The 13,592-nt window shown below is 40.6% G+C and carries 12 protein-coding genes, 1 tRNA gene and 3 pseudogenes; all 16 read right to left on the reverse strand.

Features of this window, described 5'->3' with window-relative positions; all coding sequences use genetic code 11:
* Nucleotides 1–195: 195 nt before the first annotated feature.
* Nucleotides 196–269, reverse strand: a tRNA-Arg gene (locus tag DDV96_RS11100).
* A 354-nt stretch (nt 270–623) separates the two neighbouring features.
* Nucleotides 624–836 carry a heavy-metal-associated domain-containing protein gene (locus DDV96_RS11105; RefSeq protein WP_116694852.1) on the reverse strand — a complete coding sequence of 71 codons (213 nt, stop codon included), beginning with the start codon at nt 834–836 and terminating at the stop codon, nt 624–626.
* Between the two features lie 23 nt (nt 837–859).
* Nucleotides 860–3,117 (reverse strand): annotated as a pseudogene (locus DDV96_RS11110) (heavy metal translocating P-type ATPase).
* Between the two features lie 562 nt (nt 3,118–3,679).
* Nucleotides 3,680–4,228, reverse strand: a pseudogene (locus DDV96_RS11115) (HAD-IC family P-type ATPase); the annotation flags it as partial.
* 196 nt (nt 4,229–4,424) lie between these two features.
* Complete coding sequence (locus tag DDV96_RS11120) at nt 4,425–4,691, reverse strand: hypothetical protein (RefSeq protein WP_116694853.1); 267 nt, start codon at nt 4,689–4,691, stop codon at nt 4,425–4,427.
* A 25-nt stretch (nt 4,692–4,716) separates the two neighbouring features.
* Nucleotides 4,717–5,076: a SpoIIAA family protein gene (locus DDV96_RS11125; RefSeq protein ID WP_116694854.1), complete on the reverse strand. Its 360-nt coding sequence runs from the start codon at nt 5,074–5,076 to the stop codon at nt 4,717–4,719.
* Between the two features lie 23 nt (nt 5,077–5,099).
* The gene (locus tag DDV96_RS15865) at nt 5,100–5,276 is read right to left on the reverse strand and encodes a hypothetical protein (RefSeq protein WP_165806008.1); all 177 of its coding nucleotides are present in this window, start codon (nt 5,274–5,276) and stop codon (nt 5,100–5,102) included.
* Between the two features lie 9 nt (nt 5,277–5,285).
* The gene (locus DDV96_RS11130) at nt 5,286–6,602 is read right to left on the reverse strand and encodes an APC family permease (RefSeq protein WP_116694855.1); all 1,317 of its coding nucleotides are present in this window, start codon (nt 6,600–6,602) and stop codon (nt 5,286–5,288) included.
* Between the two features lie 18 nt (nt 6,603–6,620).
* Nucleotides 6,621–6,806 carry a hypothetical protein gene (locus tag DDV96_RS11135; protein WP_008615609.1) on the reverse strand — a complete coding sequence of 62 codons (186 nt, stop codon included), beginning with the start codon at nt 6,804–6,806 and terminating at the stop codon, nt 6,621–6,623.
* A gap of 3 nt (nt 6,807–6,809) precedes the next feature.
* Nucleotides 6,810–7,808 (reverse strand): sodium:calcium antiporter, encoded by a 999-nt coding sequence (locus DDV96_RS11140; protein ID WP_116694856.1) that lies wholly within the window; start codon nt 7,806–7,808, stop codon nt 6,810–6,812.
* Nucleotides 7,809–7,851: 43 nt separating this feature from the next.
* A complete protein-coding gene (locus tag DDV96_RS11145) occupies nt 7,852–8,643 on the reverse strand; it encodes a cation transporter (protein ID WP_206074024.1) in 792 nt (263 codons plus the stop codon).
* A gap of 26 nt (nt 8,644–8,669) precedes the next feature.
* A complete protein-coding gene (locus tag DDV96_RS11150) occupies nt 8,670–8,888 on the reverse strand; it encodes a hypothetical protein (protein ID WP_116694858.1) in 219 nt (72 codons plus the stop codon).
* Between the two features lie 36 nt (nt 8,889–8,924).
* Nucleotides 8,925–10,328 carry a dihydrolipoyl dehydrogenase gene (lpdA, locus tag DDV96_RS11155; protein ID WP_116694859.1) on the reverse strand — a complete coding sequence of 468 codons (1,404 nt, stop codon included), beginning with the start codon at nt 10,326–10,328 and terminating at the stop codon, nt 8,925–8,927.
* A gap of 88 nt (nt 10,329–10,416) precedes the next feature.
* Nucleotides 10,417–10,836, reverse strand: coding sequence for a Fur family transcriptional regulator (locus DDV96_RS11160; RefSeq protein ID WP_116695092.1), 420 nt, complete (start codon nt 10,834–10,836; stop codon nt 10,417–10,419).
* A gap of 44 nt (nt 10,837–10,880) precedes the next feature.
* Nucleotides 10,881–13,409 (reverse strand): heavy metal translocating P-type ATPase, encoded by a 2,529-nt coding sequence (locus DDV96_RS11165; RefSeq protein ID WP_116694860.1) that lies wholly within the window; start codon nt 13,407–13,409, stop codon nt 10,881–10,883.
* 9 nt (nt 13,410–13,418) lie between these two features.
* Nucleotides 13,419–13,592, reverse strand: a pseudogene (locus DDV96_RS15995) (STAS/SEC14 domain-containing protein); the annotation flags it as partial.

The raw sequence follows: 13,592 nt of genomic DNA on the forward strand, positions 1-13,592 counted from the left end.
CTTTTAATGCAAAAATTAAAGCATTTAGAGCACAATTAAGAGGCGTAAGAAGAACTGAATTCTTCCTGTACAGACTTGAAAAATTATTTGCTTAAAAACTCAAAAACCCAGAAAATGTTCTTGATCCGGAACCTGGGGAAACTTCCGCATCCTCATAAACAAAAAATCCCCAGCTGAAAAGCGAGGGATTTTAAGTGATCGCACCAGGATTCGAACCTGGGACCGCCTGCTTAGAAGGCAGGTGCTCTATCCAGCTGAGCTATGCGACCATAAAGGTCATTAAACAAGAAAACCGAACATTCTCATGTCCGGTTGTTTTTGTCGGGGTGGCAGAACTAATCTACCACTCAACAATATTTTGATTACCAGACATTTAGTCTATTTCAATAAAACGAGGTAACCGAATAGGTAACCTTTGCCCCGATTTTATTCGTAAAAGCAAAGATATAGGAATATTTGAATATAAACACGAACAAACCCTATCATATTTAATTTCAATAAGCTCTTTTTAGAAAAAAACTGATTCTCAATATAATAAGAAAATAGTTAATTTCGTTTCTTGATTTGCAAGGGTGAAAGAGCCTATCAAAACTTTTCAGAGTACCCCACAAATCCTCTGAATTCTATGAAATTTTCTCAGCTTTAAACCCTACTTTTTGCAAAGTAGCCCTCACTTCTTCTTCCGTAGCACTATCAGCTTCTACGGTTAGTATCTTATCGGGGTTGTTCGTATCCACTTCCCAGCTTTCAACACCTTCCTGCTTATTTAAAAAAGGGGTAACTTTAGATACGCAACCACCACAATTGATATTTGTTTTAAATTTTAAAGTTTTCATAATTTTTGAATTTATAATTAATATTAGAGTTTTACTCGTTTAAGTCTTAAACTATTGGCAACAACCGATACGCTACTGAAAGCCATTGCTGCTCCTGCAATCATCGGGTCTAGCAAAAATCCGTTTACAGGATATAGTACTCCTGCTGCTATTGGAATGCCGATGATGTTATAGATAAAGGCCCAAAATAGATTTTGACGAATGCCCAATACCGTTCTCTTCGATAGTTCCAACGCTTTGGGAATAGATTGCAAATCTGATGTTATCAAGGTCATTTTTGCTACATCCATTGCTATATCCGACCCTTACCCATTGCAATACTAACATTGGCTTGCGCCAAAGCGTGCGAATCATTGATACCATCGCCTACCATTGCTACTATCTTTCCGTCTGCCTGTAATTTCTCGACAAAAGCCGCTTTGTCCGAAGGCATTACTTCGCCTTTATAATTGGATATTCCCACCTGATTTGCCACGGCAGAAGCCGTTTTATTGTTATCTCCCGTGAGCATATACACCTCGATGCCTCTTTCTTGAAGCGTAGCTATGGCTTTTTTTGAAGTTTCTTTAATCTTGTCCGCAATGGCCAGTATCGCAAGCACTTGATGTTCGTTACCAAAGAATATGACTGTTTTTGCCTTTTCTTCGAGACTTTCTGCAGTTTGCATTAAAGAAGCGTCGATTTGAATATCGTTTTCTACCATTAGTTTATGGTTGCCCACATAATATTTTGAACCATTCTCTAATTGTGCCTTTACACCTTTTCCTGTTATGCTTTCGAAGAAAGTAATTTCTGCTTGTTCAATATTTTCCTCTTTCAAATGATTAACAACCGCTTCTGCCAATGGATGTTCTGTTTGTGCTTCAATAGCCAAAAGAATTTCCTTGTATTCGTCATTATTTTCAAGCTTATCTTTCCAAAGTATATCGGTCACCAATGGTTTTCCTTCTGTAATCGTTCCCGTTTTATCAAGGATTACGGCATTCACTTTATGCCCAAGCTCCAAACTTTCGGCATCTTTTATGAGAATATTGTTCTCTGCGCCTTTTCCTATTCCCACCATAATGGCTGTTGGCGTCGCCAATCCCAACGCACAAGGGCAGGCAATGACCAACACTGCTACGGAAGTCAATAAGGCTTGTGAAAATGCACTATCGCCACCGACAAACATCCACACGATGAAGGTAACAAGGGATATACCCAATACAATGGGAACAAAAATTCCTGCAATCTTATCGACCAATTTTTGCACAGGTGCTTTGCTACCCTGTGCCTCCTGAACCATTTTTATAATCTGGGAAAGCAGGGTTTCCCCACCTACTTTTTCAGCGGTAAATTGAAAGCTTCCTTTTTGATTAACGGTGCCGGCGAACACCTTTTCACCTTGCGATTTCTGAATTGGAACAGGTTCTCCCGTAATCATACTTTCATCTACATACGAACTTCCCTTGGAAACTTCGCCATCCACCGGAATCTTTTCTCCGGGACGTACCAAAATGGTCTGCCCTAGCTGTACGGATGAAATTGGGATTTCCTTCTCTTCCCCATTCTCAATAATTTTAAGGGTTTTAGGCTGAAGCCCCATTAGTTTTTTGATGGCCGAAGACGTATTTGATTTTGCCTTTTCTTCCAATAGCTTCCCCAATGAAATAAAGGTGATAATAACGGTAGCCGCTTCGTAATACACGTGAGGCTCGATGCCGCGACTTAACCAAAATTCAGGAAAAAAAGTGTTGAACACACTAAAGAGGAAGGCGATTCCGGTACTCAAAGCGACCAAGGTATCCATATTTGCTTTACCGTGATTGGCCTGCTTGAAGGCATTGATGAAAAAGCTGCGCCCGAACCAAAAAAGAATGGGAAAGGCCAATACCAAAGAAATCCATTTACCTGGTTCCCATTGCATATAGAACATTCCCAAAATAAAAATAGGCAGCGTTAGGATAGCCGACCAGATAGTACGGCTTTTTATGTCTTGGTAATGTTTTTGTTGAAGTTCTTGTTGTACTTCCGAAGGGTCTTCGGTATCTATTATAATATCGTAACCGACCTGTCTTAAAGCGTTTTGCAATTGTTCTTCGGTAGTGGCTTCGTCGTAATCCACCAATACCGAACTGCTGGCAAAGTTAACCTGCGCGTCGTTCACACCTTCGGTATGTGAGAGTATAGATTCAACACTGGATGCACAGGCCGCGCAGGTCATTCCTGTTACTGGAAAAGATTTTTTTATTCCCTCTTTATGATTCTTTTTTTCGGTTTCAAATATGTTGATTGTCTCCATAAATCCACTCTTATTTGTGCACTACAAATTTCAGGATTTAAGGACTTTAAAGTGTTATGTAATATGCTGAATGATTTGTAGAATTTATTGAATTCGTTTCTTTTATTGCAAAAGCATTGCATCTAAATATAAGTAAAGTACTTTAGGAATTGCAAGAACAGTACAAAGAAGATTAACACAATAACAACGATTAGAATACTAATCCAAATTATTTTATCTTTTTTGGTAATACTATTTTTTACCGAGGGTACTTTATTGCTTTTTTTATTTCGTCTATTCCGTCTATTTTCCGACATAGAATATCATTTTTACTATATATCAATCATTTCCGCTTCAATTTTTGTAGCCACACAAACCACTTGGAATATTATATTATCTTAATTCATTAATGCTTATGGATATTCCCTTTTAGAACAAAAAAGTAAAGCAGAAATGCAGCGATAACCAGAAGGACAAGCGCGATAATCCCCATAACTTTATCTTTTTTCGGGATCTTGTTCTTAGATGGTTTTTGATTTTTTTTCTTTCGTCTATTTCTTCTACTTTGAGACATCTTGTTGTACTATTTCCAATTCATTTTCTGTAAACGTATGGCATTTAGGATGGCCAGAAAGGCAACACCTACATCGGCAAAAACGGCCTCCCACATTGTTGCCATCCCAAAGGCATCCAAGACCATAACGGCAATTTTGACCCCGCTGGCCAAGGCGATATTCTGCCAAACAATCTGTCTGGTAGAACGTCCTATTTTAATTGTCTGTGCAATTTTAGAGGGCTGGTCGGTTTGGATGATGACGTCGGCGGTCTCAATGGCCACATCGCTACCCAAGCCACCCATAGCTATACCTACATCACTCGTGGCCAAAACAGGAGCATCGTTGATACCATCACCAATAAATGCCACCGTAGTACCGGTCTCTTTTTGAAGCCGCTCCACTTCGTTGAGTTTATCTTCGGGTAATAATCCGCCCATTGCATTATCCACACCCATTTCCCTACCAACTTCTTTGGTAATGGAATCCTTGTCGCCAGAAAGCATTATGATTCCTGATATCCCCGCTTTACGGATTTGTTTGATTGCTTCGTGGGCATCTTCCTTCAATTCGTCGGCAGTGGAATTTTTTTTTTGGTCGTTTACTTTATAATAACTAACCAACAAGATTATTAAAACACAATGTTTAACACTCATAATATTCATCTTTACTTGTATAATTAAAAAAGCATCATAAAAGCTGCCTGCTATTAATAAAGTTTTGACTTAACTTATTTAAATTAAAAATTTCGCTCTTTCCTGTAACGATTTACCGCTACTTGTTATCTATATCCTTTTCTCTTTTACCGAAATAATAAATCAGCGCAACACTTGCACCCAATAAACCAAACAGAGTGTTCTCAAAAAATTGATTCCTATTGATATTCAAAATTTCAATGAAATTATTTATTAAATATTGCCACCAATTAATTTCATAATTCTGTCTGCTAAACGTGAAAATTGTTATTCCAAAAGGTTGAAGGATAAAAACACCTACTGCAAACCCAATTAAAATGGTAATAAGAATGTTTTTTTTATTCATCGTCTGTTTTTTACGGTTATAAACTTTACTGGCTTTCAATCCAATTTTTGGCCTCTTCCTTTTGCTCTAAATTGAAATACTTAATTTCTGCCTTGGTAAAAGGCTTCATAAATTGAGTTATCCAATTCTGCCATTTTTTATCTCCAACCATTGCTATTTTTTCATAGTCCGCGGCGTGGGCTGTGTCCATTTTCAGGTCTTCCCATAAACCAGGTAAATCCCAACCGGTAAAGTTTTCCATCTCAAAATACCAACGGACTTTCATTCCCTTGTCCAGTATGGCGTGGATAAGTGGATGGATTTTTTCTATATCTTCTTTTCTCAATTTGCCCGAAGCTTTTGTTGCAACAATATTTTTTTCTTTTAATTCGATTATCTGTAACATTTTATATAGTTTTTAATTAATAATTATCCTTGTAAATCGTAAAACCATTCCTCAGCTTTTACAATAGCCTCGGCGATAGCTTCTTTTTGCGTATAACTTTCCTTTAACATCAGTCGCTTGGCAATTTCCAGTGCCTTTTTCCTAACAGGAGGACTAAGGGAATCTAGGTCAGTTTTAAAATCTTCGAACATCGAGTTCATAATACTAAATTAATGGTTGAACAATTCCTTTTCTTTTTCAGCACCTATTTCTTTCTTTGGCCTCTTGTCCAAAAAATAATCCAATATAACGCCCACTATAATAGCTCCTACAAAAGCGGCATACACTTGCCATTCATATTGAACTATTAAAGACAAGCTAATGAGTATCGCCAAAATGGGCAATACAGGAACTTTCCCAATAGATAAAGGAACTTTAAAAGGTTTTTCTTTATCGGGCGACTTGAAACGCAATACGATTAGGGCAACATTCACGGCGACAAAAACAAGTAAAGCACCCAAAGATGACATTCCGGCTACAATTTTGATATCTCCCAATAAGATAAATCCTGAAACGGCCGCCATAACAATAAGAGTAGTGACCCAAGGTACTTTCTGTGTATTGGTTTTTGCCATAAATTTTGGAAGCTCGCCAACACTTGCCATTCCAAACAGCAGTCGACTTATAGAAATAATTCCGCTAAAAGCCGCATTCGCAGTGGCAAAAAGTGCCGCGACGGCCAAGGAAACAGGCAACCAACTGTTGAGATTGGATGCCGCAAGTGAAAGTGGTGAATTTACTTTTGCCAACTCGGAGGGGTCGGCAATGTTGAGTACTGTAAAAGATATGAGCAAGTAGATAATTGTTGTAAAAACCATTGTCAATAGAAATGCCCGAGGAATGGTTTTGCCAGGGTTTTTCACTTCAGAACCCAATGCCGCCATATGCTCAAAGCCGGTATAAACAAAAAACAATGTTGCGGTAGCCGCCAAAGTACTTGAAAAGGATTCTACCTTAAAAAATTCAGCTTTAGGTGGACCCGTCTCAGCAAGCCCGACTGCAATAAGAATAAACAGTCCTAATAGCTGAATACTTACCATAATAATATTAGCGGTTGATGATTTTTTGATTCCCGTAATGCTTATCAATGCGAGAACTAACAGAACAACATAACTAACCAATATGGAAGGCACACTGAAAAAAGTATTGAAATACCCTGAAAAGGCTAATAGTACTGCGGCGATGGTGGCTGAACTATGAAATGCAATCGTCCAGCCGGTTAGAAAAGATGGAATGTCGATTTTTGGAAAAGCTTTCCGTACAAAAATGAATTCTGCACCGGCATTAGGATAGGTAGAGGACAACTCTGCATAGGACATTGCCGATACACTGGCCGCGATGGCAGCAAAAATAAAACTCAACCAAAGGTCTGTTCCCGCCTGTCCAGCGGCTGCACCAATTACAGTATATATTCCAGCACCAACAATGGTACCTACACCATAAAAAGTAAGGCGAAGAGTACCCAGAGATTTTTTTAATTCTGCCATAATAATATTAGTGGTTTATTATCCATTTCTATCTAAATTCCTTTTTTCCATCTCTGCCTTTACGATTCCACGCTCAATAGCCTCTTCTTTTGAACAATTTTTGTTCAAATAGAAATCCGTCGCATATTTTAATGCAACTGCTCTAATATTTTCATCCAGCACATTTAACCTCTCCTGGTAATCCTTAAATAGGTCCTCCTTCATTTTTTAAAATAGTTTTAGAACAAAAAACACCATAGTTAAGAGATATACAATATACGCTGCATCGAAAACGAATATCTGCCATCTGCTGAACCCGTGAAGTTCCTTGCTTTGATGAACAAATACCGAATATAAAAGCGGCATCAAGCCCACAAATGCGAGATTGACCCAAAACAACTGGAAATCTTCGATAGGGGTAGTAACCAGCGCCAACGGGAAAAATGCCACCGTCATGGTAACAGCATTATCTGCAATCACGCTGGTGGTACCCGCGGTCACTTCGCCACCCTTTACTACACTCCATGTTTTAAATATTTCGGGGGCAGTCGTCATTATTCCGGTAATAAACAGCCCTCCAACAATTTCGGAAATGTTCAACACCGAAACAATATTTTCCGTAGCCTTAACAATAAAAAATGCACCCACGGCTATAGCCATAGCTCCGGCCACTGATAACCACACTTTCTTCTTATCCCACTCCACACTTTCCCCTTTTTTCCTGCCTTTTATAATGGCATGCGTTAAAAAAGCCGCATAAGCCGCCAGCATAATCCACCCATCAATGGGTTGTAAACCACGCCAGGCTTTTGGAAGGGTTAGTATAGCTACCAAAGCAATGATTGCCAGATAGGGGATGGACAATACCGAGACAGAACGTTTGTTCAGGGCCAGCAGGTTGGTATCTAAATGTTTTTGATGTTCCTTATTGTTTTTAAACTGCCTTCTGGAAGCGAAATAGGCGATGGTTACCATGAGTGGGATGGAAATTATATTGGAACCCAGCAAATTTCCTAATCCGATATCCGATACACCACGGGCAGCACTTGTAATATTTATCGCCACTTCCGGGCTCGCTGTTACAATAGCTAGGAAAGCTGCTCCTGCAGAAGCTGTAAGCCCCCATTGCTTACGCAGCATTTTTAAAGGTGTTAGGAGTTGATCAGCACCCCAATGTGCGGCCCAAGCTGCCAATCCCAATACTACTAACCAGAGCCAAACGTTCATTGTTATTATTGATTTTTTTTTCTATTTCAAAGTTTACTTAAAGCTACTTCGACAATTTTAATATTCTTATGGCACCACGCATTACAAATGTGAAAACGATGCCGCCAATCACCAAATCGGGCCATTTACTATTCAGAAAATAAACCAGTATCCCTGCTACTATAACACCACCATTGACAATGATATCATTGGACGTAAAAATGGCACTTGCCTGCATATGAGCCTCTTTGCTCTTGGTTTTGTTGATAAGCCAGAGCGATATCAAATTGCCTACCAATGCGAAAATTGAAACGATAATCATCCATTGGAACAAAGGTGTTTCGGTATCGCTGAAAAACCTTCGCAAAACCTCTACAAACCCAAGTGTTGCCAATGCCATTTGAAAGTATCCGCTGAATTTTGCGACCTTCTTTTTTCTGGAAATGGCACCGCCTACCGCGAATAGGCTTAGCGCATATACGATGGAATCTGCCAGCATATCCAACGAATCCGCTATAAGTCCCATTGAGCCAGATATCCAGCCAGTGGTCATTTCGATAACGAAAAAGCCAAAGTTGATGCCCAAGATCCACGAAAGGATTCTTTTTTGTTTGGATTGGTCTTCCATTACGGGTGGTTCGGCTTCTGTGGTTCCCTCAAAGGAATCCCCAAGTTTTAAGCTCGCTATAGACATTTGTATCGCCTTGATACCGTCCACGTGATATACTTCTAATTTTCTATCGGGAATATCAAAATCCAAATGTTTGACCTGAGCATAAGACTCCAACTTCATCCGAATCATCTGCTCTTCTGAAGGGCAGTCCATTTTACTGATTTTAAAAGTGCTCTTGTTCATTTATATACTACTGAATTAATTGTCTTTTAGTGCTTCATTTGTTTATGCGACTCTATATACCTTTCCAAGAGTGACTTCAGGCTATCTAAATAGTCCACGAACGAGTTCACGGAAATTTCGGGTGTTTCGCAATCAGGGATGGTAATAGGGTTTTCATCAAGATATTGGTATAGTTCAGGATAGTCCTGTTCAATTCTCAAAGTTAATTCGTTAATTTCCTTGGTCAATTGCTGAAGCTTCTTCATCTCTTTTATTCTTTACTGTGCTGGTTATTGTAAATACTAAATATGTAGCGCCCTGTCTTCGGTGGCTGCCAAACAGGCTTCCTTAAAGGTCTCGGAAAATGTCGGGTGCCCGTGTGACATTCTTGCAATGTCTTCGGCAGCTGCCCTAAATTCCATCGCTACCACTGCTTCGGTATAACTGTCTGCTATGCGCGGGCCTATCATATGCACCCCCAATATCTCATCTGTCTGCTTATCTGCGATTACCTTGATAAAACCGTCAGTGTCCATACTTATCTTTGCCCGTGCGTTTGCCTTATAGGGAAAAGAGCCTGTTTTAATACTTCTTCCTGCTTTTTTCAGTTCTTCTTCAGTGGATCCTACACCGGCGACCTCGGGTTGGGTGTACACGATATTTGGGATAAGCGAATAATTGATATGGGGTTTTTGGCCAACAATCGTTTCGGCTACAAAAACGCCTTCCTCACTGGCTTTATGGGCAAGCATTGCCCCTCGGATTACATCCCCAATGGCATACACACCCTTGACGTTGGTTTCGAGGTTTTTATCTACCGTTATCTGTGCTTTCTCATTGGTTTCCACTCCTATATTTTCAAGCCCTAAACTGGCGGTATATGGCTTTCGGCCAATGGCCATAAGACAGTAATCGCCTTCTAAGCTCATTTCTTCTTTATCGGAAAGGTTTTCCGCTTTCAATTCTACTTTGCCATCAGTTGCCGTTGCATTGGTTACCTTATGTTCCAAATAAAAATTAATTCCCTGTTTTCTTAGGGAACGGTGCAATTGATGTCCCAGTGCGCCGTCCATAGTGGCGATAAGGCTATCAAAATATTCTACTATAGAAATCTTTGAACCCAGGCGGGCGAATACGGAACCAATTTCAACACCTATAACACCACCGCCAACGACCATTAAATGCTTGGGGATTTCCTGTAGGGCAAGGGCTTCGGTAGAAGAGATGATACGCTTTTTGTCTATTTTAATATTGGGCAATGAAGCGGGTTTGGACCCTGTGGCAATGATGATTTTATCGGTTGCTATGGTTTCCGTTTTATCTTCGCCCTTAATTTCAATCGTGTTTTTGTCCTTGATGGTTCCGTGGCCTTCATAAAGGGTAACCTTGTTATTTTTCATCAGATAATCAACACCATTGATGATTTCCTGTACCACATCCTGAACCCTTTGGTTCATTTTCAGGATATCGACATTGGCCTCTTTAACATCAATCCCAAAATTTTCGAATTGATGTTTGAGTTTGTAATAATGCTCAGAGGCTTCCAACCAGGCTTTTGACGGGATACAGCCCACGTTTAGACAGGTACCGCCCAACGTGCTATACCTTTCAACAATGGCCACTTTTAGACCCAATTGGGCGCAACGGATGGCACTTACATACCCGCCCAGACCAGACCCTATAATTGTTACATCATATTTTTCCATATTCGTAAATTTTTTAATTAAATAAGGTGGGGGAAACCTTAAGCTGACCATTGGGCGCAAGGGTTCAGTTTTAAGGCACTCCCACCTATTATTTTTTACTACAATTTTTACATACCCCTTTTAATACCAGGTTCACATCGTTTATTTCATAATCGTCCGGCAAGTTTTGTTTCGATATTCTATCCGGCAAGCAAATAGTTTTTCCACAAACAGTGCAATGAAAATGCATATGTAAATCTGAGATGTTTTCATCAGAAAGTGCATATTTTGCAACGGCCGTTCCATCATCAATCTGGTGGACTATGTTTTTTTCCTCAAACAACTTCATCGTTCTATAAAACGTGGTTTTATTTGCTGTTTTGTTACTTTTACTTTTTTTGAGAAAGACCTTCTGCATTTCGTTCAAACTATCAGCATAAGTCTTCCTTTTGAGGTATTTGTATATCTTCGATCTCATTTGGGTAGGCCGAATTCCTTTGGACGATAATGTTCTTTCCGTTTTTGTCATTTTATATTCTTTCAAAAAACCGGATTCTTCCAAGTCCGGATTTTCTATTCTTTTTTATAAGCCAAAAGACGTAGCGCATTGGCCACGACTACCAAGGTAGACCCCTCGTGAAATGCCACGGCTATACCTATGTTTGCCCAGCTCAAAATGGTAGCCGGTATCAGCAGTGCCACAACCCCAAGGCTTATCCAAAGGTTCTGCTTGATAATAGCTTTTGCTTTTCTACTTAAACCTATCGCAAAGGGCAGGGTCTCAAGCTTATCGGCCATAAGGGCAACATCGGCTGTTTCTAAGGCCACATCACTTCCAGCCGCTCCCATCGCAATACCTACGGTACTATTTGCCATTGCAGGCGCATCGTTTACACCATCGCCTACCATTGCCACCTTGGATTCTTTTTCTTTTAGCTCTTTAATAGCATCCACCTTTTCTTCCGGCAATAGGCTGCCCCAGGCATCGGTCAATCCTATTTCTTCCGCAACGGCATCGGCTACTTTTTGGTTATCGCCCGTAAGCATAATCATACGTTTAATACCGATTCCCTTTAGTTTTTTGAGGGTTCCCTTGGCGGCTTCACGAGGGGTATCCATTAGAGCGATGATGCCTATATATTCTTCATTCTTCCGAATGAGCATCGTAGTATTTCCCCCACCTTCAAGACCACGGACTTTTGTGGTTACCTCTTCGGAAGGTGTACTTTTATCAAGCCCTTCGTACAGGTCGAGGTTGCCGACATAGATTTTGTCATTGTCCAATGATGCTTTTATACCCTTGCCCAGCACAGCTTCCAAATCGGTCGCATCAGGTATTTCATCCCCTTTCAGCCGCTCCTTTCCATCTCTAACTACTGCTTTTGCCAGGGGATGGTCGCTTAGATTCTCTACGGCCACAGCTATTTTTAAAAGTTCGTTTTCAGAAATATCCCCAAGTGGAACCACTTCGGTAAGCTTGGGTTTTCCTTCGGTGAGGGTACCGGTCTTGTCAAAGGCAAGGGCGGTAATAACGCCGAGGTCTTCCAAAGGTCGCCCTCCTTTGATAAGCACTCCGCCACGGGCGGCCCTCGCCACGCCACTCAATACGGCACTCGGTGTCGAAATCGCAAGGGCACAGGGACTGGCAGCAACCAAAACGGCCATTGCCCTATAAAAACTATCGCTAAAGGGTTCATCGATGACCAAGAAAGCGAAGAGCAGCAGCACGACCAATACCAGTACGGAAGGCACAAAATATCTTTCAAATTTATCGGTAAGCAACTGAGTCGGCGATTTTTGGGTCTGCGCCTCATTCACCAATTTTACCAATCGGGATAGTGTAGAGTCCTTCGCCTCTTTGATAACCTTTATTTCAAGGGTGTTGTTGCCGTTAATTGTTCCAGAAAAAACGCGGTTTTCGTCCTTTATTTCATCATTGTCTGAATAGTCCTTGGCAGTATCCTCCACGGGAACTTTGTCCACCGGTACACTTTCCCCGGTAATAGGGGCTTGGTTGACACTACTTTTACCATCGACCACAACGCCATCGGCAGATATTTTACTGTTTGGTTTGACCACGATGATATCGCCTATACTCAATTTTTCGATACCGACCTCTTCGGTCTTGCCATCTTTTTTTAGCAGGGCGGTTTTTGGTGCTAAATCTGCCAGTGCCGCAATGGACTTTCGGGCCTTTTCCATTGCATAATGTTCAAGGGCGTGCCCCAAACTAAACAGGAACAATAACAATGCACCTTCTGCCCATTCTCCCAGAATGGCAGCGCCAATGGCGGCAACCAGCATTAAAAAGTCAATTTCAAAACCGCCTTTGGCGACGGTCTGTATTGCTTCCTTGGCCGTAAAGAAACCACCGAAAAAGTAAGCACCAATGTATAAAGTAAGACTGACCCAATCTGGGATGGATTCCACATAGAAAAGGCCGAATCCTATTCCGAGAAGTGCCCCACAGATAATGGAAAAAATAAGCTCCGTATTTTTACCGAAAATACCACCGTGGGCGTGCTCTTCTCCTTCCTCGTGGGTCTCGCCTTCTTTGTGCTCGTATCCCTCTGTGGAAGTTTGCTCTTTTGTCTCTTCCTTCTTTGAACGCTCCTGTTTTTTGGATGCTTTGGTGTAATCATTTTCGTTTGAAGCACTCCTTTGAATCTGAAGGTCTTCTTTTTCAATTTGTTTACTTATTTCATCAAAATTTGTTTGCTTTTTATCAAATTCAAGTCGTACCATTCCAGAACCTGAAACGGAAGCTTCCAAAACTCCATTGATTGCCAAAAGGCTTTTCTCTATGGAACGTGCCTGCCTTGTGTCTCTGATTCCTTTAACTTCAATGAGCAAATGCCCGTATTTTTCGGTAATCTCGGCACCAGTACTTTCGGCGAGAGATTGAATGCGGTCAATGGAAATGATATCTGGGTCATAATGAAAACAGAGCTGTGGCACATCTGCTCCGTTTGCATCGGCAATGTGCACTTTTTCGATGCCCTCTTTAGCTTGTAGTTTTTGAATAAGCCTTTCAACACAAGAATCTTTTTCGTTAGGAACTTGCGGAAGGATGACCGGTATTTTTAGTTGTAGTTTTTCCATTTTTTATTTTTATTTTATCCACTCTTTGGCATCGTCTTTTTCTTCGGTCCTATAAAATTTTATATGAGCTTCTGAGAAAGGAAGCAATACCTCGGTAAATTGCTCTTGCCATTTAACGCTACCCACCAAAGTAACACGCTTTAAATGCTTTTCATTCGGAAGGTTTAATTCAATTCCCTTCCA

The sequence above is a fragment of the Marixanthomonas spongiae genome, from assembly GCF_003095375.1.
Lineage (GTDB): Bacteria > Bacteroidota > Bacteroidia > Flavobacteriales > Flavobacteriaceae > Marixanthomonas > Marixanthomonas spongiae.

Bases quoted from the DNA above. Each gene is read 5' to 3' on its own strand.
- DDV96_RS11105 (WP_116694852.1), bottom strand. From the start codon at position 836: ATGAAAACTTTAAAATTTAAAACAAATATCAATTGTGGTGGTTGCGTA.
- DDV96_RS11120 (WP_116694853.1), bottom strand. From the start codon at position 4,691: ATGAATAAAAAAAACATTCTTATTACCATTTTAATTGGGTTTGCAGTA.
- DDV96_RS11125 (WP_116694854.1), bottom strand. From the start codon at position 5,076: ATGTTACAGATAATCGAATTAAAAGAAAAAAATATTGTTGCAACAAAA.
- DDV96_RS15865 (WP_165806008.1), bottom strand. From the start codon at position 5,276: ATGAACTCGATGTTCGAAGATTTTAAAACTGACCTAGATTCCCTTAGT.
- DDV96_RS11130 (WP_116694855.1), bottom strand. From the start codon at position 6,602: ATGGCAGAATTAAAAAAATCTCTGGGTACTCTTCGCCTTACTTTTTAT.
- DDV96_RS11135 (WP_008615609.1), bottom strand. From the start codon at position 6,806: ATGAAGGAGGACCTATTTAAGGATTACCAGGAGAGGTTAAATGTGCTG.
- DDV96_RS11140 (WP_116694856.1), bottom strand. From the start codon at position 7,808: ATGAACGTTTGGCTCTGGTTAGTAGTATTGGGATTGGCAGCTTGGGCC.
- DDV96_RS11145 (WP_206074024.1), bottom strand. From the start codon at position 8,643: ATGAACAAGAGCACTTTTAAAATCAGTAAAATGGACTGCCCTTCAGAA.
- DDV96_RS11150 (WP_116694858.1), bottom strand. From the start codon at position 8,888: ATGAAGAAGCTTCAGCAATTGACCAAGGAAATTAACGAATTAACTTTG.
- lpdA (WP_116694859.1), bottom strand. From the start codon at position 10,328: ATGGAAAAATATGATGTAACAATTATAGGGTCTGGTCTGGGCGGGTAT.
- DDV96_RS11160 (WP_116695092.1), bottom strand. From the start codon at position 10,836: ATGACAAAAACGGAAAGAACATTATCGTCCAAAGGAATTCGGCCTACC.
- DDV96_RS11165 (WP_116694860.1), bottom strand. From the start codon at position 13,409: ATGGAAAAACTACAACTAAAAATACCGGTCATCCTTCCGCAAGTTCCT.